The organism is Pseudoxanthobacter sp. M-2, assembly GCF_046156265.1.
Lineage (GTDB): Bacteria > Pseudomonadota > Alphaproteobacteria > Rhizobiales > Segnochrobactraceae > CAMDHY01.
The window spans coordinates 113,354-139,416 of the sequence record NZ_JAWDIR010000043.1; the positions used below are offsets into that span (position 1 = coordinate 113,354).

General features: G+C 69.0%; 25 protein-coding genes. 20 read left to right on the forward strand and 5 right to left on the reverse strand.

Going from position 1 to position 26,063, the window contains the following annotated elements; all coding sequences use genetic code 11:
* Nucleotides 1-78: 78 nt before the first annotated feature.
* Nucleotides 79-1,530: a diguanylate cyclase gene (locus RUR49_RS18200; RefSeq protein WP_409147823.1), complete on the reverse strand. Its 1,452-nt coding sequence runs from the start codon at nt 1,528-1,530 to the stop codon at nt 79-81.
* Between the two features lie 328 nt (nt 1,531-1,858).
* On the opposite strand from RUR49_RS18200, the gene ytfQ reads away from it, so the two are divergent.
* The 17 genes from ytfQ (at nt 1,859) to RUR49_RS18285 (ending at nt 19,291) form a co-directional block, all read left to right on the forward strand.
* Nucleotides 1,859-2,842: a galactofuranose ABC transporter, galactofuranose-binding protein YtfQ gene (ytfQ, locus tag RUR49_RS18205; protein WP_409147824.1), complete on the forward strand. Its 984-nt coding sequence runs from the start codon at nt 1,859-1,861 to the stop codon at nt 2,840-2,842.
* Between the two features lie 84 nt (nt 2,843-2,926).
* Nucleotides 2,927-4,453, forward strand: coding sequence for a sugar ABC transporter ATP-binding protein (locus RUR49_RS18210; protein WP_409147825.1), 1,527 nt, complete (start codon nt 2,927-2,929; stop codon nt 4,451-4,453).
* Nucleotides 4,454-4,463: 10 nt separating this feature from the next.
* Nucleotides 4,464-5,447, forward strand: a complete 984-nt coding sequence (locus tag RUR49_RS18215) for an ABC transporter permease (protein ID WP_409147826.1) — start codon at nt 4,464-4,466, stop codon at nt 5,445-5,447.
* On the forward strand, nt 5,444-6,439 hold the full coding sequence (gene yjfF / locus RUR49_RS18220; protein WP_409147827.1) for a galactofuranose ABC transporter, permease protein YjfF: 996 nt from the start codon (nt 5,444-5,446) through the stop codon (nt 6,437-6,439). The genes RUR49_RS18215 and yjfF overlap by 4 nt, the downstream gene beginning before the upstream one ends.
* On the forward strand, nt 6,436-7,179 hold the full coding sequence (locus tag RUR49_RS18225) for a FadR/GntR family transcriptional regulator (RefSeq protein ID WP_409147828.1): 744 nt from the start codon (nt 6,436-6,438) through the stop codon (nt 7,177-7,179). Before yjfF ends, RUR49_RS18225 begins: the two co-directional genes overlap by 4 nt.
* A gap of 20 nt (nt 7,180-7,199) precedes the next feature.
* Nucleotides 7,200-8,138, forward strand: coding sequence for a dihydrodipicolinate synthase family protein (locus RUR49_RS18230; RefSeq protein ID WP_409147829.1), 939 nt, complete (start codon nt 7,200-7,202; stop codon nt 8,136-8,138).
* A 144-nt stretch (nt 8,139-8,282) separates the two neighbouring features.
* On the forward strand, nt 8,283-10,088 hold the full coding sequence (locus RUR49_RS18235) for an IlvD/Edd family dehydratase (RefSeq protein WP_409147830.1): 1,806 nt from the start codon (nt 8,283-8,285) through the stop codon (nt 10,086-10,088).
* Between the two features lie 199 nt (nt 10,089-10,287).
* Nucleotides 10,288-11,349: a multiple monosaccharide ABC transporter substrate-binding protein gene (gene chvE / locus RUR49_RS18240; protein WP_409147831.1), complete on the forward strand. Its 1,062-nt coding sequence runs from the start codon at nt 10,288-10,290 to the stop codon at nt 11,347-11,349.
* A gap of 67 nt (nt 11,350-11,416) precedes the next feature.
* Nucleotides 11,417-12,952 (forward strand): multiple monosaccharide ABC transporter ATP-binding protein, encoded by a 1,536-nt coding sequence (gene mmsA, locus RUR49_RS18245; protein WP_409147832.1) that lies wholly within the window; start codon nt 11,417-11,419, stop codon nt 12,950-12,952.
* A complete protein-coding gene (gene mmsB / locus RUR49_RS18250; RefSeq protein WP_409147833.1) occupies nt 12,949-14,154 on the forward strand; it encodes a multiple monosaccharide ABC transporter permease in 1,206 nt (401 codons plus the stop codon). The genes mmsA and mmsB overlap by 4 nt, the downstream gene beginning before the upstream one ends.
* Before the next feature lie 141 nt (nt 14,155-14,295).
* Entirely contained in the window at nt 14,296-14,790 is a 495-nt protein-coding gene (locus RUR49_RS18255; RefSeq protein ID WP_409147834.1) for an ArsR/SmtB family transcription factor, read from the forward strand.
* Nucleotides 14,787-15,320, forward strand: a complete 534-nt coding sequence (locus RUR49_RS18260; protein WP_409147835.1) for an arsenate reductase ArsC — start codon at nt 14,787-14,789, stop codon at nt 15,318-15,320. Before RUR49_RS18255 ends, RUR49_RS18260 begins: the two co-directional genes overlap by 4 nt.
* Before the next feature lie 59 nt (nt 15,321-15,379).
* Complete coding sequence (gene arsB / locus RUR49_RS18265; protein WP_409147836.1) at nt 15,380-16,465, forward strand: ACR3 family arsenite efflux transporter; 1,086 nt, start codon at nt 15,380-15,382, stop codon at nt 16,463-16,465.
* Nucleotides 16,462-16,893, forward strand: a complete 432-nt coding sequence (gene arsC, locus RUR49_RS18270; protein ID WP_409147837.1) for an arsenate reductase (glutaredoxin) — start codon at nt 16,462-16,464, stop codon at nt 16,891-16,893. Before arsB ends, arsC begins: the two co-directional genes overlap by 4 nt.
* Nucleotides 16,894-17,388: 495 nt before the next feature.
* The gene (locus tag RUR49_RS18275) at nt 17,389-17,742 is read left to right on the forward strand and encodes a hypothetical protein (protein WP_409147838.1); all 354 of its coding nucleotides are present in this window, start codon (nt 17,389-17,391) and stop codon (nt 17,740-17,742) included.
* 314 nt (nt 17,743-18,056) lie between these two features.
* On the forward strand, nt 18,057-18,800 hold the full coding sequence (locus tag RUR49_RS18280; protein ID WP_409147839.1) for a cytochrome c oxidase assembly protein: 744 nt from the start codon (nt 18,057-18,059) through the stop codon (nt 18,798-18,800).
* Nucleotides 18,797-19,291, forward strand: a complete 495-nt coding sequence (locus RUR49_RS18285) for a CopD family protein (RefSeq protein ID WP_409147840.1) — start codon at nt 18,797-18,799, stop codon at nt 19,289-19,291. The genes RUR49_RS18280 and RUR49_RS18285 overlap by 4 nt, the downstream gene beginning before the upstream one ends.
* On the opposite strand, the gene RUR49_RS18290 is transcribed toward RUR49_RS18285, so the two are convergent.
* Nucleotides 19,272-19,763, reverse strand: a complete 492-nt coding sequence (locus RUR49_RS18290) for a DUF2231 domain-containing protein (protein ID WP_409148127.1) — start codon at nt 19,761-19,763, stop codon at nt 19,272-19,274. The two genes, RUR49_RS18285 and RUR49_RS18290, sit on opposite strands and share 20 nt — an antisense overlap.
* 48 nt (nt 19,764-19,811) lie before the next feature.
* On the opposite strand from RUR49_RS18290, the gene coxB reads away from it, so the two are divergent.
* From coxB to RUR49_RS18305, 3 genes are read left to right on the forward strand one after another with little or no spacing between them, the layout of a single operon-like run.
* Complete coding sequence (coxB, locus tag RUR49_RS18295; RefSeq protein ID WP_409147841.1) at nt 19,812-20,495, forward strand: cytochrome c oxidase subunit II; 684 nt, start codon at nt 19,812-19,814, stop codon at nt 20,493-20,495.
* The gene (ctaD, locus tag RUR49_RS18300; RefSeq protein WP_409147842.1) at nt 20,495-23,014 is read left to right on the forward strand and encodes a cytochrome c oxidase subunit I; all 2,520 of its coding nucleotides are present in this window, start codon (nt 20,495-20,497) and stop codon (nt 23,012-23,014) included. Before coxB ends, ctaD begins: the two co-directional genes overlap by 1 nt.
* Nucleotides 23,011-23,361 carry a hypothetical protein gene (locus tag RUR49_RS18305; protein ID WP_409147843.1) on the forward strand — a complete coding sequence of 117 codons (351 nt, stop codon included), beginning with the start codon at nt 23,011-23,013 and terminating at the stop codon, nt 23,359-23,361. Before ctaD ends, RUR49_RS18305 begins: the two co-directional genes overlap by 4 nt.
* A gap of 42 nt (nt 23,362-23,403) precedes the next feature.
* Here the strand turns inward: RUR49_RS18305 and RUR49_RS18310 are convergent, their stop codons facing one another.
* The 3 genes from RUR49_RS18310 to RUR49_RS18320 are packed head-to-tail and all read right to left on the reverse strand — an operon-like array spanning nt 23,404 to nt 26,063.
* On the reverse strand, nt 23,404-24,006 hold the full coding sequence (locus RUR49_RS18310) for a dihydroxyacetone kinase subunit L (protein WP_409147844.1): 603 nt from the start codon (nt 24,004-24,006) through the stop codon (nt 23,404-23,406).
* A gap of 2 nt (nt 24,007-24,008) precedes the next feature.
* On the reverse strand, nt 24,009-25,004 hold the full coding sequence (locus RUR49_RS18315; protein WP_409147845.1) for a dihydroxyacetone kinase subunit DhaK: 996 nt from the start codon (nt 25,002-25,004) through the stop codon (nt 24,009-24,011).
* Nucleotides 25,005-25,040: 36 nt separating this feature from the next.
* Nucleotides 25,041-26,063, reverse strand: coding sequence for an ABC transporter permease (locus tag RUR49_RS18320; protein WP_409147846.1), 1,023 nt, complete (start codon nt 26,061-26,063; stop codon nt 25,041-25,043).

The following is a 26,063-nucleotide window of genomic DNA, read 5'->3' on the forward strand; positions in this document are numbered from 1 at the left end:
AGACTTAGGCCGATCGCCTCGCGATCGGCCTTTTTTTCTGCGCCGGCCCGTCGAGGCGGCGGTCGCCCAGCCCCCGCGTCAGAGCGCTACGGTGCCGGTTGCAGACCGGTGCGCGGACGGATCGACAGCCGAGTCGTGCACCCGGTCGCGGCCCGCACTCTTCGCGCCATAAAGCGCCGCATCCGCCTGGGCGATGAGGGAAGCGACCGGTGTATCCGGCGTCGGTTTGGCGGTGGCGACGCCGATGCTGACGGTCAGCGTCGACCCATCGCCGACGCCCAGCTTCGACACGCGGTAGCGGATCGCCTCCGCAACCCGCCGCGCCCCGGCGGCGTCGGTATCCGGCATCACCACCGCGAACTCCTCGCCGCCGTAGCGGGCGGCGAGATCGCCCGGACGCCGAATCGCTCCATCGATCGTGGCGGAGAGCTGGCGCAGCACCTCGTCGCCCCGGACATGGCCGAAGCGGTCGTTCAGGTCCTTGAAGCGATCGGCGTCGATCAGCAGCATCGAGAGCGTCGCTCCCGTTCGGCTCGCGCGTCGCCATTCCCGGGCGAGGAACTCGTCGAAGTGCCTCCGGTTCGGTAGCCCGGTGAGCGAATCCGTCATCGACAGCAGCGCCAGATCCGCCTCCGCCGCGGTGCGTCGGCGGAGCTCCCGGCGTAGCAAGAGGGCCTGACCGATGAGCAGGGCGCAGATGAAGAGCGTGGCGGCGCCGATGACCAGGGCGCGCCGGTTCCACTCCGCGAAGATCGTGTCGACGGACAGCCCGACCGACAGGAAGAGGTCGGTCCCCTGGATCGGCTGGAAGGAGTAGAGGCGCTCGACGCCATCGATGGCCGCCGTCGCCGTGAAGGTGCCCGACCGCTCCCGGATGATGCGCTGGAAGTTCGAGCTTCCGGAGACGTCCATCCCCATGTCCCGGTCGTCCAGGAGCGGTGGTTGGCGTGCCACGAGCACGAGGTCGGTGCGATTGATGGCGAGAATTCCGCCTTGACCGACATCGACGCTCGCAAGCAACTCCCGGAAATAGGCGAGCCGCAACGCTGCAAGGGCGACCCCGGCGAATGACCCGTCACGTGAAACGAGGCGCCGGGAGAAGCCGATGCTCGGGTCCCCGCCCCGGAGCCGGCTGCGGTAAGGTCGGCTGACGAAGAGCCCGTGGTCGGGCTGCTCCTTGTGGACGGAAAAGTAGTCCCGGTCCGCAAAGTTCGCGCTCCGGGCGGGCCTCTGCGAATCGAGCGCGATCTCTCCGTTAGGGTCGAGGATCAGCACCGCGCCGATGTAGCGCTCCGTCGCGGCGGCGCGCGCCAGGATCCGTCTTTGGGCGTCCTTGGGGATGCTGGTGTCGGCGAAGCTGTCCACCGCCTCCCGAAGCACGATATCGACGAGCGCAAAGCGATTGGCGATCTCGAGGGACAGGATCGTAAGGAGATTCTCCGCCGTCCGCTCCGCGGCTCGCCAGGCATCAGCCCTCTGTTGCCAGAGCGACAACCCCACCACGCTCAGGACGAGCACGACGGCGAGCACGCTGGCGGCGAGCCACGCGGTACCGGGGCGGGGGGAAGGTCTGGGAGGCTCGCTGCTAGGTTGAACCGGCACAAACGCCTTCCGTTGATCCGTCGCCTTTTCCCCCGCAGCACCGACTGCGGCACGAACATGCAGTCGGTAGCGCGCGAGGTCCAGTCACAGCATCGCCAGAAGGACGTCGCCGGGCCTCCATAGGCCTGCCGCACCGGCGGAACGGCCGCTAAAAGTAAAATAATATGACTATTCAAGCCGGATGTGATGTGGGAGGATCATGACCAGCGCTCGGCAGAAGCGCCTGCATGTCCGTGCACCCCAGGGAGACGCCCCGATGACTGCCCGCACGCCCGTATTCTCGTGCCTGACCGCCCTCGGCCTCAGCCTCGCCGTGACGGCGCTGCCTGTGGCTGCCATCGCAGCCGATCTCACGGTCGGCTTCTCGCAGATCGGCTCCGAGTCCGGCTGGCGCGCCGCCGAGACGACGGTCTCCAAAGTGGAGGCCGAGAAGCGCGGCATCACGCTGAAGATCGCCGACGCGCAGCAGAAGCAGGAGAACCAGATCAAGGCGATCCGCTCGTTCGTCGCCCAGGGCGTCGATGCGATCTTCCTCGCCCCCGTCGTCTCGACCGGCTGGGAGACGGTGCTCGCCGAGGCGAAGGAGGCCGAGATTCCGGTCGTCCTGCTCGATCGCGACATCGATCCGTCCGGCAAGGACCTCTATCTGACGGCCGTCACCTCCGACAGCGTCCACGAGGGCCGGGTCGCCGGCGAGTGGCTCGTGAAGACGGTCGGCGACAAGACCTGCAATGTCGTCGAGCTCCAGGGCACCGTCGGCGCCAGCGTCGCGACCAACCGCAAGAAGGGCTTCGAGGAAGGCATCGCCGGTCACGCCAACGTCACCATCGTCCGCAGCCAGACCGGCGAGTTCACCCGCGCCAAGGGCAAGGAAGTGATGGAGAGCTTCATCAAGGCCGAGGGTGGCGGCCAGTCGATCTGTGCCGTCTACGCCCACAACGACGACATGATGGTCGGCGCCATCCAGGCGATGAAGGAAGCCGGCCTGAAGCCCGGCTCCGAGATCCTCACCGTGTCGATCGACGCCGTGCCCGACATCTTCAAGGCGATGGCCGCCGGCGAGGCGAACGCCACCGTCGAACTGACGCCGAACATGGCCGGCCCGGCCTTCGACGCCATCGTCGCCTTCAAGGAGAACGGCACGGTTCCGCCGAAGTGGATCCAGACGGAATCGAAGCTCTACACGGCCGCCGACGACCCGATGGCGGTCTACGAGAGCAAGAAGGACCTCGGCTACTGAGCCAACCGGTGCGGCCGGCGCCCCATGCGGGCGCCGGCCGTGTCCCGCCCTCGCAGCCTCCCGTCCACCAGTCCGGACCGCCTCATGCCGCCCGACGTCTCGGCGCCGCCACTCCTCGAGATCCGGGGGCTGAGCAAGAGCTTCGGCCCCGTGCGCGCCCTCGATGCCGTCGACCTCACCGTCCGTGCCGGTGAGATCCATGCGCTGCTGGGCGAGAACGGTGCTGGAAAATCGACGCTTATCAAGGCGTTGACCGGCATCTATTCACGTGATGCGGGAACTTTCCGCCTGGCCGGCGAGGTGATCGCTCCGGACACCGCCGACGAAGCCGTCGCCGCCGGCATCGCCACCGTCTACCAGGAGGTCAACCTGCTGCCGAACCTCTCGGTGGCACAGAACCTTTATCTCGGCCGGCAGCCGACCCGCTTCGGCCTTGTCCGTCGCGGCGAGATGCGGCGCCGGGCCCGCGCGGTGCTGGCCGGCTTCGGCCTCGATCTCGACGTCGACGCCCCCCTCGGCGAATACTCCGTCGCCGTGCAGAGCCTCGTCGCCATCGCCCGCGCCGTCGATCTATCCGCCCGCGTCCTCATCCTCGACGAGCCGACCGCGAGCCTCGATGCCCACGAGGTCGAGGTCCTGTTCGCGGTGATGCGCCAGCTCGCCGCCCGCGGCATCGGCATCGTCTTCGTCACCCACTTCCTCGATCAGGTCTATGCCGTCTCTGACCGCATCACGGTCCTGCGCAACGGTCGCCTCGTCGGCGAGCGCGAGACCGCGCATTTGCCGAGGCTCGACCTCGTGCACATGATGCTGGGCCGGGAGCTCACGGAAGCGACCCACGAACGCGCCGCGACCGGCAACGAGGCGAAGGGCCCGGTCGTCGCGGCCTTCCAGGGTGTCGGCAAATCCGGCTATCTCGCCCCTTTCGATCTGACGTTGCGAAGGGGCGACGTCGTCGGCCTTGCCGGCCTGCTCGGATCCGGGCGCACGGAGACGGTGCGGCTCGTCTTCGGGGCGGAGCGAGCCGACTGCGGCACCGTCACCGTCGATGGTCACCCGGTGCGGCTCGCGAGCCCTCGCGAGGCTGTCCGGCACGGGTTCGGCTACTGCCCGGAGGAGCGCAAGACCGAGGGCATCGTCGCCGAGCTGACGGTGCGCGAGAACATCGTGCTTGCTTTGCAGGCCCGTCGCGGCATCCTGAAGCCGCTGGCGCGGCGAGAGCAGGACGAGATCGCCCGCCGCTTCATCCGCCTGCTCGACATCCGCCCCGCCGACCCGGAGCGCCCGATCGGGCTCCTGTCCGGCGGTAACCAGCAGAAGGTGCTGCTCGCCCGCTGGCTCGCCACCGAGCCGCGCCTCCTCATCCTCGACGAGCCTACGCGCGGCATCGACGTCGGCGCCCACGCCGAGATCATCCGCTTGATCCGCCAGCTCTGCGCCGAGGGCATGGCCTTGCTCGTCGTCTCCTCCGAGCTCGAGGAGATCGCCGTCTATGCCGACGAAGTCGCCGTGCTCCGGGATCGCGCACACGTGGCGACACTTGCCGGTGCCGACGTCAGCGTCCCGGCGATCGTCGCGGCCATCGCCGGCGAAGCCCCCAGGGCGGCGTGAGGCGGAACCCATGACCCTCCGCCTGCCGCGCAGCGGCGTCCCCCAGATCCTCGCGCTGCTCGTCATCCTGGCGATCAACTGGGTCGTCTCCCCGCAGTTCTTCGACATCCGCCTGCAGGACGGCCGGCTGTTCGGCAGCCTGATCGACGTCCTCAATCGCGGGGCGCCGGTGGCGCTCTTGTCGATCGGCATGGTGCTGGTCATCGCGCTGCGTGGCATCGACCTCTCCGTCGGTGCGGTCATGGCGATCTGCGGCGCCATCGCCGCGAGCCTCGCCGACAGCCACTCCCTGCCGGTGACGCTCGCCGCCGCGCTCGGCGTCGGCCTGCTGTGCGGTCTGTGGAACGGCGTCCTCGTCGCCGGCCTCGGCATCCAGCCGATCGTCGCGACGCTGATCCTGATGGTCGCCGGCCGCGGTATCGCCCAGCTCATCACCGAGGGCCGCATTGTTACCTTCACCGACCCGGCGCTCGCCTGGATCGGTGGTGGGTCCGTGCTCGGGGTGCCGGCGCCGGTCGCGATCACCGTGGTGATGCTGGTGATCACGCTGCTGCTGGTGCGCGGCACGGCGCTCGGGCTGATGATCGAGGCGACGGGCGGCAACGAGCGGGCGAGCACGCTCGCCGGCATCGGCACCCGAGCCATGACGATCGCCGTCTACGTCTGGTGCAGCCTCTGCGCGGCGATGGCCGGCGTCATCGCGGCCGCCGACATCCTCGGCGCCGATGCCAACAATTCCGGCCTGTGGCTGGAGCTCGACGCCATCCTGGCGGTGGTCATCGGCGGCACGTCTCTGTTCGGCGGGCGCTTCTCGATCAGCCTCGCTGTGCTCGGCGCGCTGATCATCCAGGCGATGAACACCGGCATCCTGCTCTCCGGCTACCCGCCGCAGTTCAATCTCGTCGTCAAGGCGGTGGTGGTGATGGCGGTGCTGCTGGTCCAGTCGCCGCGGCTCATCGGCCTCGCGGGCGTCCTGCGCAGGAGGGCCCGATGAGGCGACACCTTCCCGTCCTGGTCACGACGGCGGTCTTCATCGCCGTCTTCATCGCCTGCTCGCTGCAGTTCCCGAACTTCGCCTCGACGCGGGTGGTGGCGAACCTCCTCACCGACAACGCCTTCCTCGGCATCGTCGCCGTCGGCATGACGTTCGTGATCATCTCCGGCGGCATCGATTTGTCGGTCGGCTCGGTGATCGGCTTCACCACCGTCTTCCTGGCCATCGCCATCGAGCATCTCGGATGGCCGCCGGCGGTGGCGTTCGCGGCGGTGCTGGTGCTGGCGGCGCTGTTCGGCGCCGGCATGGGGGCGGTGATCCACTATCTCGAGATGCCGCCCTTCATCGTCACCCTCGCCGGCATGTTCCTGGCGCGCGGTGCGAGCTTCCTGATGTCGACGGAATCGATCGCCATCAACGCGCCGCTCTATGCGGAGATCTCCAGCACCGTGATCCGGCTGCCGGGAGGAGGGCGGCTGACGCTGATCGCCATCCTGATGCTCGCTGTCGTCCTCGCCGGCGCGGTGCTGCTGCACGCGACGCGCTTCGGCGCCAATGTCTACGCACTCGGCGGCAGCCGCGCGTCCACCGAGATGATGGGTGTGCGCGTCGGTCCGACGACCGTTCGCATCTACATGTTCTCGAGCCTGCTCGCGGGACTGTCCGGCATCGTCTTCTCGCTCTACACATCGAGCGGCTATTCGCTGTCGGCCGTCGGCGTCGAACTCGACGCCATCGCGGCTGTGGTGATCGGCGGCACGCTGTTGACCGGGGGCTACGGCACGGTGTTCGGGACCTTCATCGGCGTCCTCATCCAGGGGCTCATCCAGACCTACATCAGCTTCGACGGATCGCTGTCGAGCTGGTGGGCCAAGATCGCCACGGGCCTGCTGCTGTTCGCCTTCATCGCCTTCCAGCAGCTGTCCGTCGGCCTGTCGCGCCGCGGCCAACGCAAAGCGGGGGCAGCGCTGCCGGGAGCGGCTGCGCCATGAGCCCGCAACTCGTCGTCATCCCCGCCCGGCGCTCGCACTCCAACCACGCCGAGGTGGCGCGCACCATCGGCATCGACATCATCGCCGGACGCTATCCGGCGGGCTCCAAGCTGCCCGGAGACGCCGAGTTCACGGTGCTCTTCGGCGTCTCGCGGCCGGTCCTGCGCGAGAGCGTCAAGACGCTGGTCGCGAAGGGCCTGCTCACAACGAAGGCGCGGGTCGGCACGGTGGTGCGCGAGCGCGGCGCCTGGAACATGTTCGATCCCGACGTGCTCGCCTGGCACCTCGACGCGGGCATCGACAGCCGCTTCCTCGGCGACCTCGCGGAGATCCGGCTCGCCGTCGAGCCACGGGCCGCGTCCCTCGCTGCCGAACGGCGGAGCGCGGAGGACGTCGCTGCCATGCGGGCGGCCGTGCGGCAGATGGCGATCGAATCGGGCCACGGCTCGACCGCCTTCGCCGAGGCGGACCTCGCGCTGCACCTGCGCATCGCCAGCGCTTCCGGCAACCCGTTCATGCGCTCGATCGGGGCCGTCATCGAGGCGGCGCTACGCTCGTCCTTCGTCCTCAGCGCACCCGCGGACGAGGAGGCCTACCGCATCACGGTCGCCGCCCACGGCCGCATCGTCGACGCCATCGAGGCGGGCGACGGGGAGGCGGCGGCCGAGGCCATGACCACCGTGATCCTCAACGGCCGGCAGCGCCACGCCGGCGCGCCGACCGTGACGGCCCCGGAATGAATGAAGAGGTCGACCACCCGATGAGCCTTCCCTCCCGAGCCGCCAACCGCCCCTACCGCGGCGTCTTCCCCGTCGTGCCGACGGTGTTCGACGCCGACGGCGGGCTCGACCTCGAGGGCCAGAAGCGGGCCGCCGACTTCATGATCGACGCCGGCTCGCACGGCCTCTGCATCCTCGCGAACTTCTCCGAGCAGTTCGTGCTGACTGACGCCGAGCGCGAGACGGTGATGGCGACGGTGCTCGATCACGTCGCCGGCCGTGTGCCGGTAATCGTCACCACGACGCATTTCGGCACTGCTGTCTGCGCCGAGCGCTCGCGCCGCGCCGAGGCGGCGGGGGCGGCGATGGTGATGGTGATGCCGCCCTATCACGGCGCCACCATCCGCGTGCCGGAACAGGCGATCTACGACTTCTACAAGGCCGTCTCCGACGCCATCACGATCCCGATCATGGTGCAGGACGCGCCGGTGGCCGGCACGCCGCTGTCGGCCGCCTTCCTCGCCCGGATGGCGCGGGAGATCGACAACCTCGCCTACTTCAAGATCGAGGTGCCGCAGGCGGCCGCCAAGCTGCGGACGATGATCGAGCTCGGCGGCGACGCCATCGAGGGTCCGTGGGACGGCGAAGAGGCGATCACCCTGATCGCCGACCTCGATGCCGGCGCCACCGGCGCGATGACAGGCGGCGGCTATCCCGATGGCATCCGCCAGATCACCGACGCCTATTTCGCCGGTCGCCGCGAGGAGGCGCTCGCCGCCTACGAACGCTGGCTGCCGCTGATCAACTACGAGAACCGTCAGTGCGGCCTCGCCGCCTGCAAGGCGCTGATGAAGGAAGGCGGCGTCATCGCCCATGAGACGCTGCGCGCGCCGCTGCCGCCGCTCCACCCGGCGACCCGCGCCGGCCTTCTCGAGATCGCGCGCAGGCTCGATCCGATGGTGCTGCGGTGGGGGCGGTGAGGGCGCTTCGGGGCGCGCTGCCCCTCACCAGCCTGTGTCTTGTTCATCACCTCCGGGGGCTATCTGCGCCGGCCGTCCCCGCCGTAAATGAGAGCCCTTCCACTGTGGCGCCCGTTCGCCGACGCCTGATCAAGGAGCATACCGATGCACGGCCATGAACCGCGGAATGGCGGACGGCTGCGGTCGCAGAGCTGGTTCGACAACCCGGACAATGCCGACATGACGGCGCTCTATCTCGAGCGCTATCTGAACTTCGGCCTGAGCCAGGAAGAACTGCAGAGTGGCCGGCCGATCATCGGCATTGCCCAGACCGGCTCCGACCTGTCGCCGTGCAACCGCCACCACCTCGAGCTCGCCAAGCGCGTCCGAGATGGTATCCGCGAGCAGGGCGGCATCCCCATCGAGTTCCCGGTCCATCCGATCCAGGAGACCGGCAAGCGGCCGACCGCCGGCCTCGACCGGAACCTAGCCTATCTCGGCCTCGTCGAGGTGCTTTATGGCTACCCGCTCGACGGCGTCGTGCTGACGATCGGCTGCGACAAGACCACGCCCGCCTGCCTGATGGCGGCGGCGACGGTGAACATCCCGGCGATCGCGCTCTCGGTCGGGCCGATGCTGAACGGCTGGTTCCGCGGCGAGCGCACCGGCTCCGGCACGATCGTCTGGAAGGCCCGCGAGCTGCTCGCCACCGGCGAGATCGACTACCAGGGCTTCATCAAGCTCGTCGCCTCATCGGCGCCGTCCACCGGCTTCTGCAACACCATGGGTACGGCGACGACGATGAACTCGCTCGCCGAGGCGCTCGGCATGCAGCTGCCGGGCTCGGCGGCGATCCCGGCGCCCTACCGCGACCGCCAGGAGATGGCCTACCGGACGGGTCTCAGGATCGTCGAGATGGTCCGCGAGGACCTGAAGCCGTCGGACATCCTGACGCGCGAGGCCTTCATCAACGCCATCCGCGTCTGCTCCGCGATCGGCGGCTCGACCAACGCGCCGATCCACCTCAATGCGCTCGCCCGCCACGTCGGCGTCGAGCTTTCGATCGACGACTGGCAGACCTTCGGCGAGGAAGTGCCGCTGCTCGTCAACCTGCAGCCGGCCGGAGACTATCTCGGCGAGGACTACTATCACGCCGGTGGCGTACCGGCCGTCGTCGCCGAGCTGATGCGGCACAACCTGATCGAGGAGGGTGCTCCGACGGTCAACGGCCACACCATCGGCGACAACTGCCGCGACGCGCGCATCCTCGACGCCGACGTCATCCGCACCTTCGAAACGCCGCTGAAGCTGCGCGCCGGTTTCCGCGTGTTGCGCGGCAGCCTGTTCTCCTCGGCAATCATGAAGACGAGCGTCATCTCCGACGAGTTCCGCGACCGCTACCTGAACAACCCGGACGATCCGGATGCCTTCGAGGGGCCGGTCGTGGTGTTCGACGGGCCGGAGGACTACCACGCCCGCATCGACGATCCGGCGCTCGCCATCGACGACACCACCATCCTCGTCATGCGCGGCGCCGGCCCGATCGGCTATCCGGGCGCAGCCGAGGTCGTGAACATGCGTGCGCCGGATTACCTCATCCGCGCCGGCGTGCATGCGCTGCCCTGCATCGGCGACGGCCGCCAGTCCGGCACGTCGGGCTCGCCGTCGATCCTCAACGCCTCGCCGGAAGCGGCGGCCGGCGGCGGGCTGGCGCTGCTCCAGACCGGCGACCGCGTGCGCATCGATCTTCGGCTCTGCACCGCGGACATTCTCGTCCCGGAAGAGGAACTCGAGGCCCGGCGCGAGGCGCTCGCAAAGGCCGGCGGCTATGCCTACCCGGCCCACCAGACGCCGTGGCAGGAGATCCAGCGCACCTTCGTCGGCCAGCTGGAAACCGGTGCCGTGCTCGAACCGGCGGTGCGCTACCAGCGCCTCGCCCAGACGATGGGCATCCCGCGCGACAACCACTGAGGCCGAAGGCGGCGCCGTAACACGGCGTCGCCGCATCTGCCCCCCGGAGGCCGCCACGGTAGCGGCCGATGGGCAAGCGGGAGGCGGAGAGAAACCCGGACCCTCGGACGAGGGCGGGAGACGTGCGACCGCGCAACCGCGGCGCAAGACGAAAAGCCCGCTCGATCGGGCGCAGGCAGCTTTATCCTGGGAGGGAACAATGAAGTTCGCAGCGACACTCTCCGCCCTCGCGCTCGGGGCGGCACTCCTCGCCGCACCTGCACTGGCGCAGGACAAGCCGACGGTCGGCATCGCCATGCCGACGAAGTCATCCGCCCGCTGGATCGCCGATGGCGACAACATGGTGAAGGTGCTGACCGAGCGCGGCTACGGCACCGACCTGCAGTATGCCGAGGACGACATTCCGAACCAGCTCTCGCAGATCGAGAACATGGTGACGAAGGGCGCCAAGGTGCTGGTCATCGCCTCGATCGACGGCACGACCTTGTCGGACGTGCTGCAGCAGGCGAAGGACCAGGACATCATCGTCATCGCCTACGACCGCCTGATCCGTGCGACGCCGAACGTCGACTACTATGCGACCTTCGACAACTTCCAGGTCGGCGTGCAGCAGGCGCAGTCGCTCCTGAAGGGCCTCGGCCTGCCGGAGGCGAAGGGGCCGTTCAACATCGAGCTGTTCGGCGGCTCGCCGGACGACAACAACGCCTACTTCTTCTACGACGGCGCGATGTCGGTGCTACAGCCGCTGATCGACAACGGCACGCTCGTCGTCCAGAGCGGCCAGCTGGGCATGGACAAGGTCTCGACGCTCCGCTGGGACGGTGCGACCGCCCAGGCCCGCATGGATAACCTCCTGAGCGCCTATTACGGCGACAAGCGCGTCGACGCGGTACTGTCGCCCTATGACGGCCTCTCCATCGGCATCCTGTCCTCGCTGAAGGGCGTCGGCTACGGCAGCGGCGACATGAAGATGCCGATCGTCAGCGGCCAGGACGCAGAGGTGCCCTCGGTCAAGTCGATCCTCGCCGGCGAGCAGTATTCGACGATCTTCAAGGATACCCGCGACCTCGCCCGCGTCACCGCCGACATGGTCGACGCCGCCCTCAGCGGCAAGGAAGTCCAGGTCAACGACACCAAGACCTACGACAATGGTGTCAAGGTGGTGCCGTCCTACCTCCTGAAGCCGGTCGAAGTGGACAAGTCCAACTGGGAAGAAGTGCTGGTCGGCAGCGGCTACTACACCAAGGACCAGATCGAGTGAGGCGCAGGGCGGGCGGCGCGCCGAACCCGGCCGCCGCCCGCCCGCCCATCATCCCGGAGCGCCCGCGATGAACGCCATTCTCGAGATGCGCGGCATCTCCAAGACCTTCGGCGTCGTGAAGGCGCTGTCGGACGTGAATTTCACCGTCGAGCCCGGCGAGATCCACGCCCTCGTCGGCGAGAACGGCGCCGGCAAGTCGACGCTGATGAAGGTGCTGAGCGGCGTCTATCCGCACGGCAGTTACGAGGGCGCGATCGTCTTCGACGGCGAGGAGCGCCACTTCCGCGACATCACCCAGTCCGAAACGCTCGGCATCATCATCATCCACCAGGAACTGGCGCTGATCCCGCAGCTGTCGATCGCCGAGAACATCTTCATCTCGGGTCCACCCGCCCGCTTCGGCATCATCGACCGCACCGCCGTCCACAACCGCACCCGCGAGCTTCTCGCCAAGGTGGGCCTCGACGAGCAGCCCGATACCCTCGTCACGGACCTCGGCGTCGGCAAGCAGCAGCTCGTCGAGATCGCCAAGGCGCTGTCGAAGCGCGTGCGCCTGCTCATCCTCGACGAGCCGACGGCGAGCCTCAGCCAGACCGACAGCCAGGCGCTGCTCGACCTGCTGCTCGAGTTCCGCGCCCACGGCATCGCCTCGATCCTGATCTCGCACAAGCTGAACGAGATCGCCCGCGTCGCCGACCGCATCACCGTGCTGCGCGACGGACGCACCGTCGACACCCTCGACTGCCGCGACGGGCCAGTGGAAGAAGACCGCATCATCCGCAAGATGGTCGACCGCGATCTCGAGCACCGCTTTCCGAAGCGCACGCCGAAGATCGGCGAGACCATCTTCGAGCTGAAAGACTGGTCGGTCTTCCATCCGATCCATCCCGAGCGCCAGGTCATCAAGAACGTCGACTTCGCCGTCCGGCGCGGCGAGGTGGTGGGCATCGCCGGACTGATGGGATCGGGACGCACCGAGTTCGCGATGAGCGTCTTCGGCCGCTCGTGGGGGCGCAGGATCACCGGCCGCGCCGAGCTGGAGGGCCGCCCGGTCGACCTCTCGACCGTGCGCCGCGCGATCGACGCCGGGCTCGCCTACGTCACCGAGGACCGCAAGGAGCTCGGCCTCCTGCTCGCCGAGGACGTCCGCAAGAACGTCACGCTCGCCAATCTCGACGGCGTCGCGTCGGCCCGCGTCATCGACGACATGAGGGAACTGCAGGTCGCCACCGACTATCGCGGGCGGATGCACATCCGCTGCTCGAGCGTCTACCAGGACACCGGCAAGCTCTCCGGCGGCAACCAGCAGAAGGTCGTGCTGTCGAAGTGGCTGTTCACCGACCCGAAGGTGCTCATCCTCGACGAGCCGACGCGCGGCATCGACGTCGGCGCGAAGTATGAGATCTACTGCATCATCAACGAGCTCGCCGATGCCGGCAAAGGCGTCGTGGTGATCTCGTCGGAAATGCCCGAACTGCTCGGGCTGTGCGACCGCATCTTCGTCATGGCCGACGGCGCCTTCGTCGCGGAGATGCCGGGCGAGGGGGCCACCCAGGAAAAGATCATGCGCGCCATCATGCGCCGGGGAGAGGAGCGCCCATGACCGACAAGACTGCCGAGAAGGTCGCAGCCCTGCCCGGCGCCGCCAGGGGCGGCGGCTTCTGGAAGAACAATCTTCGCGAGTACGGCATGCTGCTGTCGCTGCTCGTCATCATGCTGTTCTTCGAGATCGTGACGAACGGCACGCTGCTGCGCCCGCTCAACCTCACCAACCTCGTGCTGCAGAACAGCTACATCGTCATCATGGCGCTGGGGATGCTGCTCGTCATCGTCACCGGCCACATCGACCTGTCGGTCGGTTCGGTCGCGGGCTTCGTCGGCGCCGTCGCGGCGGTGCTGATGGTGAGCTACGACATGCACTTCGTGCCCGCGACCATCCTCTGCCTCATCCTCGGCGGCCTGATCGGCGCGGCGCAGGGCTACTGGGTCGCCTACTTCAAGATACCCTCCTTCATCGTCACGCTCGCCGGCATGCTCGTCTTCAAGGGCCTGGCGCTCGCGATCCTGATGGGCCAGTCGATCGGCCCGTTCCCGCCGACGTTCCAGAAGCTCTCCTCGGGCTTCATCCCCGAACTAATCCCCGACGCCGGCTCGCTCTATCCGACGTCGCTCGCCATCGGCGCACTGCTCGCCCTCGGCCTCGTCTGGCAGAATTTCAGGAGCCGGACGCGCCAGGAGCACCATGGCATGGAGGTGGAGCCCTACGGCTTCTTCCTCGCCAAGAACGCGCTGTTCTTTGCCGTCATCGTCTACTTCGCCTACCTGATCGCCTCGCACCGTGGCCTGCCGAACGTGCTCGTGATCATGGTGGCGCTGATCGCCCTCTATGGCTTCGTGACGACGCGCACCACCATCGGCCGGCAGATCTACGCCGTCGGCGGCAACGAGCGGGCGGCCAAGCTCTCCGGCATCAAGACCGAGCGGCTGACCTTCCTAACCTTCGTCAACATGGGCGTGCTGGCCGCACTCGCCGGGCTCGTCTTCGCCGCCCGCCTCAACACGGCGACGCCGAAGGCCGGGCTCGGCTTCGAGCTCGACGTCATCGCCGCCTGTTTCATCGGCGGCGCCTCGGCCTATGGCGGCGTCGGCCGCGTCGGCGGTGCGGTGATCGGCGCGCTCATCATGGGCGTGATGAACAACGGCATGTCGATCCTCGGCATCGGCATCGACTACCAGCAGGTCATCAAGGGTCTGGTCCTCCTCGGCGCCGTCTGCCTCGACGTCTACAACAAGCGCAAGGCCTGAGAGGGGGCGGCTCGGGGGCGTCCCGCCGGGCTGGCGCAACTCGATGTGACTGCGAGGCTCGGGCGGTCGCCGATGGCGATCGCCGAAGCGTCACACAAGGTTCACGTGACGTCGCTTCGATCTGTCGATAATCATCGACGAATGGAAGCCGACGATCTCATCTCCGCTCTCGCGGCCGCGCCGCCGACGCCCTCGCACTTGCCGGGCGACGACGCGGATGATCCGTCCGCCCGCGCGCTGGCCGGCCTCGCCGCGCTCGGCCAGCCAATCCGGCTCGCGGTGTTTCGCCTGCTGGTGCGGCAGGAGCCGGACGGTCTGGCGGCCGGTGCGATCGCCGCCGCCGTCGGCGCTCCGCACAACTCGTTGTCAACCCACCTCGCCATTCTCGCCCGCGCCGGCCTCGTCTCGGCGACGCGCAGCGGCCGCTCGATCGTCTACCGCGCCGATCTCGCCGGCATGCGCCGCCTCGTCGCCTTTCTCCTCGCCGATTGCTGCGGCGGCCGGCCGGAGGTCTGCGGACCGATCACCGACCTCCTCGCACCGTCCTGCGACTGCCCGCCGGGCGGCGACAAGGACCGTGACACACACTCCGATCCAAAATCCGCCCTGACTACCCCTCCGAGGACGCCCCGATGAGCGACGCCGCTGAACACAAGCCGTTCAACGTCCTGTTCCTGTGCACCGGCAATTCCGCCCGCTCGATCCTCGCCGAGGCGATCCTCGGCCGCGAGGGGATGGGCAAGTTCACGGCCTACTCGGCCGGCAGCCATCCGAAGGGCGAGGTCCACCCCTACGCCGCTGACCTGCTCAGCCGCATGAACTTCGACATTTCGCGCTTCCGGTCGAAGAGCTGGGACGAGTTCGCCGCGCCGGGCGCCCCCGAGCTCGATTTCGTCTTCACAGTCTGCGACGACGCCGCCAACGAGGAATGCCCGTATTGGCCGGGTCAGCCGATGACGGCGCACTGGGGCCTGCCCGACCCGGCCCGCGCCAGCGGCACCGAGACCGAGGTGCGGCTCGCCTTCGCCGACACCTTCCGCATGCTGACGCAGCGCATCTCGATCTTCGTCAACCTGCCGATCCGCTCGCTCGACCGGCTCTCGCTCCAGTCCCGCCTCGATGCCATCGGCAAGGCGAAGGCCGACGAGAGCGCACCGGCGGCCTGACGGCCGGCGCCGCCCATCCCGCATACACCACGGTCGCCTGAGCGACGGAGGCTCGCCGCATGTCGCTGTTCGAGCGCTATCTCACCCTCTGGGTGATCCTCTGCATCGTCGCCGGCATCTTCGTCGGCTGGGTCGCACCCGGGCTCATCGGGGCGATCGCATCGGCCGAGGTCGCCAACGTCAACCTGCCGGTGGCGGTGCTGATCTGGCTGATGATCGTGCCGATGCTGGTGAAGATCGACTTCGCGGCGCTCGCCGAGGTCGGCCGGCACTGGCGCGGGATCTCGGTGACGCTGTTCGTCAACTGGGCGGTGAAGCCGTTCTCGATGGCGCTGCTCGGCTGGCTGTTCATCGGCTGGCTGTTCCGCCCCTGGCTGCCGGCCGACCAGATCGACAGCTACATCGCCGGCCTGATCCTGCTCGCCGCAGCCCCCTGCACCGCGATGGTCTTCGTGTGGTCGAACCTGATGAAGGGCGAGCCGCACTTCACGCTGTCGCAGGTGGCGCTCAACGACGCCATCATGATCGTCGCCTTCGCGCCGATCGTCGCGCTCCTCCTCGGCATCTCCTCCATCACCGTGCCGTGGGAGACGCTGCTCCTGTCGGTCGGGCTCTACATCATCGTGCCGGTGATCGCCGCGCAACTGATCCGCCGCCGCCTGCTGGCGACCGGGGGAGGGGCGGCGCTCGGCCGTTTCCTGTGGTTCGTCCAGCCGCTGTCGCTCGTTGCCCTGCTGGCGACGCTGGTGCTTTTGTTCGCCTTCCAGGGCGGCCAGATCCTGGCGCAGCCGCTGGTAATCGCGCTCCTCGCCGTGCCGATCCTGATCCAGGTCTACTTCAACTCCGGTCTCGCCTATCTGCTCAACCGGGCGTTCGGCGAGCAGCACTGCGTCGCCGGCCCGTCGGCTCTGATCGGCGCCTCGAACTTCTTCGAGCTCGCCGTGGCGGCCGCCATCGCCCTGTTCGGCCTGTCCTCGGGGGCAGCGCTCGCCACCGTCGTCGGCGTCCTCGTCGAGGTGCCGGTGATGCTGTCGGTGGTCGCCATCGTCAACCGCACCAAGGGCTGGTACGAGGCCTCCCCATCGGTGCGACGCACCACCACCCGGTCGCGCCCCGCGGCCGACGCACCCGGGAGCCACCGATGAGCGAACAGGCGACCGTCACCATCTGGCACAACCCCGCCTGCGGCACGTCCCGCAACGTGCTGGGGCTGATCCGCAACGCCGGCCTCGAGCCGCGGGTCGTCGAGTACCTGAAGACGCCACCGACACGCGAGGAGCTGATCAGCACCATCGCCGCCGCCGGCCTGACCATCCGTCAGGCTCTGCGGGAGAAGGGCACGCCCTTCGCCGCGCTCGGCCTCGGCGACCTGGCGCTGTCGGACGAGGTGCTCGTCGATGCGATGATGGCCCACCCAATCCTGATCAACCGGCCGTTCGTCACGACCCCGCTCGGGACCCGGCTGTGCCGGCCGTCGGAGGTCGTCCTCGACATCCTGCCGGCCCCCCAGAAGGGGGCCTTCGCCAAGGAGGATGGCGAGGTCGTCGTCGATGCTGAAGGCCGCCGCCCCTGAGCCGACTCGACCGGCGGCGGCAACGCCAAGGCCTCTGGCAGCGCCGACGAATCGATGGGGCCCGTGCCAAGGGTCCAGTGCGACTTCTCACGTCGGCGCCCGGGCTCCGTCGCTACCGAAAAACTGTCGCGCCGTGATCGGCCGAAACGCGTCAATCGTCCCGCATGACGGTGAATTCGCGCCGTGACCGGGCGATAGTGGCATTTGCCTTGCTTTGAGCGCAAACGAGGCGCAAGCTTTCAATTCTTACATTTTACGGAATCACCCGCTTCGGCAGGTGAGTCGTATTCCGCGAAAGACTTCTCGCAGGGCGCTGGTTGCGCAGTGTGGGTTTCAACGTCCTGCACGCCGCCGACCTCGGCCGACGCATCGTCGGGCCGGCGGGCGAGTGACCCGCGGATAGGGCTTCAACAGATCGACCAGACGCAGGCAGGAACGTGCGGCATGGCCGGCGGCCCGGTCGCGCCAACGCACCGACGAGGATCGACAGTCTCCATGACCATCACGAACGACATTCGGGGCCAGTCCGCGCCCGCCCCCCGCGACAGCAGCCTGCACCTCTATGCGGTGGGCGAAATGGTGCGGCTGAAGGGCGGCTTCGGGATTTCGGCCGACGCCGGGAGCGTCTACCGCATCCTGGCGACGCTGCCGGTGCGCGGCGATTCCCCCCAATATCGCATCCGCAGCGACGACGAGCGCCACGAGCGTGTAGCGACCCAGGAGACCCTGGAGCCCGCCCGCAGCCAGACTGCCGGCGCCAGCGGCACGACGCTGATGGAGAAGACCTTCGGTGGCAGCCCGCTGACCGCGATCCGTCCCGTTCGGAGCCGCAAGCCCGCCTCCAGATAGCAGGAGGCGCCGGCCTCGCATGGATTGAGCGACGGACGGCCCCTTCGAGACGTTACGGTCCGAGACGTTCCGGTAGCGGCGCCGCGCTCACCTGCGCCGCCGCCCGCTCTCCCACGTCTTGCCGCGTGTGCAGCCCGCGGCGCGCCCCTTCAACTCCCTGCGTCGTGACGACTTCGGCGGCCTTTGGTCAGGCGTCTGTCGGCCGCTGGAACCATTCTGCGACTTCCTCGTTGGCCAGCAGATGTCCACACGATCGTGCGACGGACGCCGGGTGCGGCATCCAGCGCCGTGGACCGGTGCCAGACGAGGGGGCGATGGAAGACGTTTACTGCGGCCCGGCGCCGACCCCTGAGCAATTGCTGTTCGCGTGGAACGTCGACATCGTCGCGATCGGCGTTTGCATGGTTCTCGTCGTACTCCACGCTGCGACGAGGGCAGGGGGCCGGCTGCCGCTCGCCCTCGGGGTCGGGCTGCTGGCGCTTCTCTTCCTGTCGCCGCTCTGTTCCCTGACCGTGGCTCTCTTCTCCGCGCGGGCCGTTCACCACGTGCTCCTCGTCGCCGTCGCCGCTCCCTTGCTGGTGACGGCCTTCGGGCTCCACCACGTGCGGTCGCCGCTTCTGTCCCTCGGTGGGTTGGTGGCGCTCGGCACCGTGGCGATGTGGATGTGGCACGCGCCCTCCCTCTACGCCGCAGGGATCTCGTCCGGGCCCCTCTACTGGGTGATGCAGGCGAGCCTTCTCGGCAGTGGCGTCTTGTTCTGGCAGGCGGTGCTGTCGCTGCACGCGCGACCCGGACCGGCGTTGCTGGCCCTCCTCGCCACCATCGTGCAGATGGGCATGCTCGGCGCGCTGCTGACCTTCGCGACGCGGCCGCTCTATGCCGCTCACGCCACGACGACCATCCCCTTTGGCCTGTCGCCCCTCGAGGACCAGCAGCTTGCCGGCCTGATCCTCTGGGTGCCCGCGGCGCTGCCCTACCTCGTCGCGATGATCCTGATCGTCCTGCGCCTGCAGCCGGTGGCAGACGGTGCGCGCGCGCAGCCGGTCACCGGCGGATGATCTGGCTGAAATTCCTGCACGTCGCCGCCATCGCGGTCTGGAGCGCCGGGCTGATCTGCCTGCCCGGCCTCTATGTCCGCCGCGCCCACGTTCCCGACGACGACGCGCTGCACCGCCTTCAGACGATGGTGCGCTTCCTCTATGTCCGCATCGTCTCGCCGGCGGCCTTCGTCGCCGTCGGCTCCGGCACGGCGCTCATCTTCCTGCGCGAGACCTTCGAGCCCTGGTTCTCCCTCAAGCTCGTGTTCGTCGGCGTGATGGTGGTCATCCACATCCTCACCGGCCTCGTCATCATCCGTCTGTTCGAGGAAGGCAGCCTCTATCCGGTCTGGCGCTTCGTGATGGCCACGGCCGGGGCACTGGTTGCGGTTTGCCTCGTCCTCTTCATCGTCCTCGCCAAGCCGGCGCTGCCCGACCTCATCCCGCCCGTGCTGCGCGATCCAGGCGGGCTCAGCGGCCTCGTCGTCGACCTCAGTCCTTTCCCGAAATGATGAGGCCGATGCCGTGATCGAACACGAGCTTGCCCCCGTGCCATCCCGCGAGGCCCGTGAATACGCTCGCCAGCACCGACAGCATCAGCCCGTGCGGCAAGACCTGGCTGGGGTCGGCGAGGCGCAGGCCCCAGTTCATGCCGATGATGGAGATCAGCATCATGGCCGCGATGGCGTGCGTCCAGCTCGCCACCCGCGAGCGGATGCCGGCGACCAGCAACAGCTCGGCGGTGCCGACCAGGCCGGCCGCGACACCGGTCGCAAAGGCGAAGCCGCAGGCCCAGATGCCGGCCCGCACCCAGAACGGGTCGCCGGTCCACCAGTAGAAGACGTCGCATCCAAGCGTCGCGATCACCAGCGCGATCGGGAAGTGGACGCTCATCGCGTGCAGCGGATGGCCGGCGACGGCCACGGCAGACTCCACCGGCGCTTCCGCCAGCGCCTCGATGACGGGGTTGTCCCTGTCGCGGATCTCGTTCACGTCGCACCTCCGGCCTCAGCGCCAACACATCGGACGGCCGTGCGGTTCCCGCTCGCCGCACCGGCCGCCGTGATCGCCGCTGGCCTCGTCTTGTCGGCCTGCTCGGGAGACCTGTCCACCCTGCAGCCGGAAGGGCCCGCGGCGGACGCCATCGCCCGCCTATGGTGGATCATGCTCGCCGGCGCGGCCGTGCTCTTCGTCGGCGTGGGCGCGGTCCTCCTGGTCGCGTGGCTGGCGCCCCAGCGTCTCGGCCCCGCGCCGGCGCGCCGCCTCGTGGTGTGGGGCGGGCTCGTGATGCCGTCCGTCGTGCTCGTGGCCCTCGTGACGACCGCCTTCGCGCTCGGCGAGGCGCTGCTGATGCGCAGCGACCGCGAGCCCCTGCGGATCGAGGCGGCGGCACGCATGTGGTCGTGGGAGTTCCGCTACCCGGAGAACGAGGGCGGAATGACCGAGAACGTCCTGCACATTCCCGCCGGTCGCGACGTCGAGTTCGTCGTCACCAGCGACGACGTCATCCACAGCTTCTGGGTGCCGCGGCTCGGCGGCAAGATCGACGCAGTCCCCGGCCACGTGAACCGCATCCGCCTGCGTGCCGATCGCCCGGGCCGCTACGGCGGCGTCTGCGCTGAATTCTGCGGCGAGGGCCACAGCGCCATGCGCTTCACCGTCGAGGCGCACCCGGCTGAAGACTACGCCGCCGTGCTGGCGCGGGAGGCCGAGTGATGGACGAGCCGCTGCCGTCTCCCTCGGCGATCCGCCTGCACAAGCAGCTCGCCGCCATCTGGGACACGCCGCCCGGCCTTGGCCGGCTCTCGGCGGTGAACCACACCATCGTCGGCAAGCGCTTCATGCTCGCCGCCTTCGTGTTCTTCGCGATCGGCGGCGGTCTCGCCATGCTGATCCGCGCCCAGCTCGCCACCTCCCACAGCGGCTTCGTCGGGCCGGAGGTCTACAGCCAGATCTTCACCATGCACGGCACGGTGATGATGTTCCTGTTCGCCATTCCGATGTTCGAGGGGCTGGCACTCTACCTGCTGCCGAAGATCCTCGGCGCCCGCGACCTCGCCTTTCCCCGCCTCAGCGCCTACGGTTTCTGGTGCTACATCTTCGGCGGCACGATCCTGATCGTCGCGATGCTCGCCGGCGTCGCGCCGAACGGCGGCTGGTTCATGTATACGCCGCTCACCTCGTCGACCTATTCGCCCGGGATCAACGCCGACGTCTGGCTGCTCGGCGTCACCTTCGTCGAGATCTCCGCGCTCTGCGCCGCTGTCGAGATCACCGTGACGATCCTGATGGTGCGGGCGCCGGGCATGTCGATCGACCGCATGCCGATCATGGCGTGGTACCTGCTCGTCACCGCGCTGATGATGCTGTTCGGCTTCCCGCCGCTGATCCTCGGCTCGATCCTGCTCGAGCTCGAGCGCGCCTTCGACCTGCCGTTCTTCGATCCGACGCGCGGCGGCGACCCGCTGCTCTGGCAGCACCTGTTCTGGCTGTTCGGCCACCCGGAGGTCTACATCATCTTCCTGCCGGCCGCGGGCGCGGTCTCGATGATGATCCCGACCTTCGCCCGCCACGAGCTCGTCGGCTACCGGGCGATCGTCATCGCCGTCATCGCCGTCGGCTTCCTGTCGTTCGGGCTGTGGGTCCACCACATGTTCACCGTCGGCATCCCGCACCTCGCGCTCGCCTTCTTCTCGGCGGCGAGCGGGCTGGTGGCGATCCCGACGGCGGTGCAGATCTTCGCCTGGATCGCGACGCTGGCGCAGGGCCGTCCGCGCTTCGACGTGCCGATGCTCTACCTCGCCGGCTTCTTCGTCGTCTTCGTTCTGGGCGGCCTCACCGGCGTCATGCTGGCGATGGTGCCGTTCAACTTCCAGGCCCATGACACCCAGTTCGTCGTCGCCCACTTGCACTATGTTCTCGTCGGCGGCTTCGTCTTCCCGATGCTCGCCGCCGCCTACTACTGGCTGCCGCACGTCACCGGCCGCGCCTCCGACAACCGCCTCGCCGTGCCCGCCTTCTGGCTGATCTTCGGCGGCTTCAACCTCACCTTCTTCCTCATGCACCTCACCGGCCTCCTCGGCATGCCGCGGCGCATCGCCTACTACCCAGCGGAAGCCGGCTGGGACTGGCTCAACCTGATCTCCTCCATCGGCGGCTTCCTGATGACGATCGGCTTTGCGCTCTTCGTCGTCGACGTCATCGTGCAGGTGCGCTTCGGCAAGGCGACACGCCGCAACCCGTTCGGGGCGCGCACGCTCGAATGGGCGACGGCGACGCCCGCCACCTCCTACGCCTTCGCCTCGCTGCCGCTCATCGAGGATCGCGCCGACCGCCTCGACCCGAACGAACTCGGGCCGCGCCTTGCCCGCGGCGACGGTTTTCTCGGCGCCGTGCGCAACGGCTGGATGGAGACGATCGCCGTCGACATGGTCACCGGCCGCCCCACCCACATCGTCGTGCTGCCGCGCTCGACCTTCCTGCCGCTGTGGACGGCGCTCGCCACCGGCGGCTTCGTGCTCTGCGTCTTGTTCAAGATCTACTGGCTGGCGCTCGTCATGCTCGCCGTCACCGTGGGCCTGCTACTCGCCTGGACCGCCGCGACCGGCGAGCGCCGCGACATCGGGGCGCTGCCGGTCGGCCACGGCGTCGAGCTGCCGACGCACCTGGAGGTCGAGCGGCCACCCTCATGGTGGGCGATGACCTTCACCCTCGCGGCCGATGCGGTGCTGTTTGCGTCGCTGCTGTTCGGCGGCCTGTTCCTCTGGCTGGTGGCGCCGGCCTGGCCACCCGCGGCGATCGCATCGCCCGATCTCGCGACCTCGGCGATCGCCGCACTGGCGCTGGTCGTCGCCGCCGTCGCCGCCCGGCTGGCCCTGTCGCGACTGACGGCGGGCGCGTCGCCGATGCCGTGGCTCGTCGCCACTGCGCTCGCGCAGGGCGCCGCCGTCGCTGCACTGGTTACGCTCGCCGCGGGCGTACCGGAACCCACGGGTCACGCGCACCGCGCGGTGCTCTTCATCGTCCTCGCCTATGCTGCCCTGCATGCCGCGATCGGACTGATCCTCGCCCTCCACGGCATCGCCCGCAGCGTCACCGGACGGCTCTCCGCCGCCCGCAGCGTCGATCTCCGGATCGGCTCGCTCTGGCACGACTACACGGCGGTCGCCGGCATCATTGCGCTCGCGGCAACCGTGGCGCTGTCGCTGCTCGCCGGCGTGGAGCCGGGGCGGTGAGGGCGGGTTCGTCCCGGCTGCTGCTGCCCGCGGCCGGCTTCACCGTGTGGGCGCTCGCCTTCGTGCTGATCTACGCAAGCCTGTCATTCGGCTGCGCCTTCGGCTGGGACGAGGTGCGCCTCGGCGGCCTCGTCAGCCTGCAGCGGGCGCAACTGGTGCTGCTCTTCCTCGTCGCGACGGCAGCCTCGGCCGCCGCCGCCTGGGCGCTAAGGCCGGCCGCTTTCGCAGACGGCGGCGACCCGCCCGGACGGTTCCTGGGCACCGTCGGCTTCGGCGCAGCACTGGCGGCGCTCGCCTCTACTCTCGCGACCTTCGCCCCGGTCCTCGCCCTCAGCACCTGCCTCTGAGGCTGGGCCAGAGCGGAACCGGCGCGAACCGCGAGGCCGCTGTCACCCCAGCCCGTCGAGGATGTCCTTGAACGCGCGCATGCCGGGGTCGTCGAGCCCGATGCTCTTCTCGCCGAAGATGCGGGCGCGGCCGATCTTCGCCGGCTGACCGCGGAAGCGGTCCATCGTCTCGGCCACCGCCTTGCGGGCGGCGGTGAGGATTTCGGCCGGATCGTCGAGCCCCTTCGTCGCCTCGGCGGCGGCCGCCACCGTGTCGAGCACCGTCTTGTCTCCGAGCGAGGCCTTGCCGCGCGTCCGCATCGCCTCGAGCGCGCCTTCGAGCAGCGGCGACACCTCGCTCCACGGCACGTCGGTGCGGCCGTGCGTCGCCTTCGCCGCGGACATCAGACCGGTGGCGAGCAGCGTGCCGTAGCTCGAGCCGGACACCTTGGTGAAAGCTTGCGCGACCTTCATCAGGCTCTCGCCGACCTCCGGCGGCAGGCTCGGCAGGCTGGCGACGACCTCGCGGCCGCCGCGCACCATCGTCACCCCGAGATCGCCGTCGCCGAGCTGGCCGTCGAGGGCGTTGAGCTCGTCGGCGACCGTCTCCATGTGGGCGGCGATTGCCGCGAGCCCCGCCGACAGGGCGGCATGATCGAGCGCCATCCTCACACCCTCCAGAACGCGCACTCGGCCGGCGCGGCGAGATAGCGCTCGAGGTCGCCGTCGAGGCGGCAGAGGGTGAACGACACGCCGGCCATCTCCATCGAGGTGGCGTAGCGGCCAACCAAGGGCATGACGATGGTGGCGCCGGCGTCCTCGAGCCGCGCCTTCACGCGGCGATAGAGGATGTAGAGCTCCTCCGGCGGCGTCGCGCCGAGCGAGTTGACGAGCGGCGACAACCGCTCGCCGCGCTCCACCGGCCGGTCGGCGAACAGCATGTCGAGCATCTCGTCGGCGATCTCGTCGGCAGGGCGAAGCTGGCCGCGGCGGACGCCGGGCTCGCCGTGGATGCCCATGCCGATCTCCATCTCGCCCTCGCCGATCTGGAAGGTCGGCCGGCCGGCGAGCGGCACGACGCACGGCGACAGCGCCACGCCGACGGAGCGGCAGGCGTCGGCGGCGGACTGCGCGACGGCGGTGACGCCGTCGAGGTCGAGCCCAGCCTCGGCCGCGGCACCGGCGATCTTGAAGGCGTAGACCATGCCGGCGACGCCACGGCGCTTTTCCGCCTCCGCCGTCGGCGCCGAAGCCACGTCGTCGGCGAGGATGACCGAGGTGGTGCGGATGTCGTCCATCTCCACCATGTCGCCGGCCATGTCGAAGTTCATGATGTCGCCGCCGTAGTTGCCGTAGAGGCGCAGCACGCCGGCGCCGGCGTGGGCGGCGCGGATCGCCTCGGCCATCTGGTCGGCGGAGGGTGACGAGAACACGTCGCCGACGGCGCAGGCGTCGAGCAGGCCCGGCCCGACATAGCCGGTGAAGATCGGCAGGTGGCCGGAGCCGCCGCCCGAGACGATGCCGACCTTGCCCGGCCGTGGGCTCCCGGCGCGCGCGATGACGCGGCCGTCGCCGACCTGGCGGTAGTATTGCGGGTGCGCCTGCACCATGCCCTGCAGGAGTTCGTCGACGTAGCGGGCCGGGTCGTTGAGGATCTTCTTCATCGTCCGCCTCTGCGGTTCTTGCGAAAAAAGGGATGGTCAGCGGGAGCGGCGGAAGCCGAAGCCGTTGACGACCATGACGAGCAGGAGCAGCGCCCCCCAGATTAGCTCGCGGGCGAAGTTCGACACCTGCAGCATGTTGAGGCCGCTCGACAGGAACTGCAGCGACAGCACGGCGAGCACGAGGCCCGCGACGCGCCCGAAGCCGCCATAGGGGTTGATGCCGCCCAGAACGCAGATGAGGATCGAGAGCAGCAGGTAGCTCGCGCCGTAGTCGGCCTTCGCCGAGTTCGCTCGGCTCATGATGACGAGGCCGGCGACTGCCGCGAGGCCGCCGCTGATGATGTAGGTGCGGAGCGTAACCGCGAGGTCGTCGACGCCGGCGAAGCGCGCCGCCAGCGGGTTGGTGCCGAGCATCTGCACCTTCAGCCCGAAGGCGGTGCGGTTCAGCACCACCGCCACCGCCGCCGCCAGCACCGCGAAGATGATGAGCGGGACGGGCACGCCGTAGACGGCGCCGTTGCCGATCGTCGCGAAGGCGGCGGGGAAGCCGATGACGGCGCTGCCGCCGGTGATCGCCACCGCGAGCCCGGTGAACATCAGTCCGGTGCCGAGCGTCGCCAGGATCGGCGGCAGCCCGAAGACGCCGATGACGATGCCGTTCGCCACGCCCGCCGCGAGCCCGACCGCGAGCGCCGCAACGATCGCCAGCGCCACCGCGAGCCCCGCGTCGGCGCCCGCCGCCTGCGCGCCGAACAGGCTCGACAGCACCAGCGCCGCCGCGATCGCCGACAGGTTGGCGATGCCGATGATCGACAGATCGATGCCGCCGGTCAGCATCGCCAGCATCATCGCGAGCGCCAGGATGGCGAACTCGGGAAACTGGAACGCCATCGACGACAGGTTCGCCCCGGAGACGAAGCGCCCGCCGGGGGCGAGCAGCGCCATGGCGACGAAGATCAGCACCGTGATGACGGCGAGCCGGCCGGTCTCGGAGAACAGGAAGGCGCCCGCATCGAAGCGGCGCGGCGGGGCCTTCGCGGTGTTGGTATCGTCCGTCAT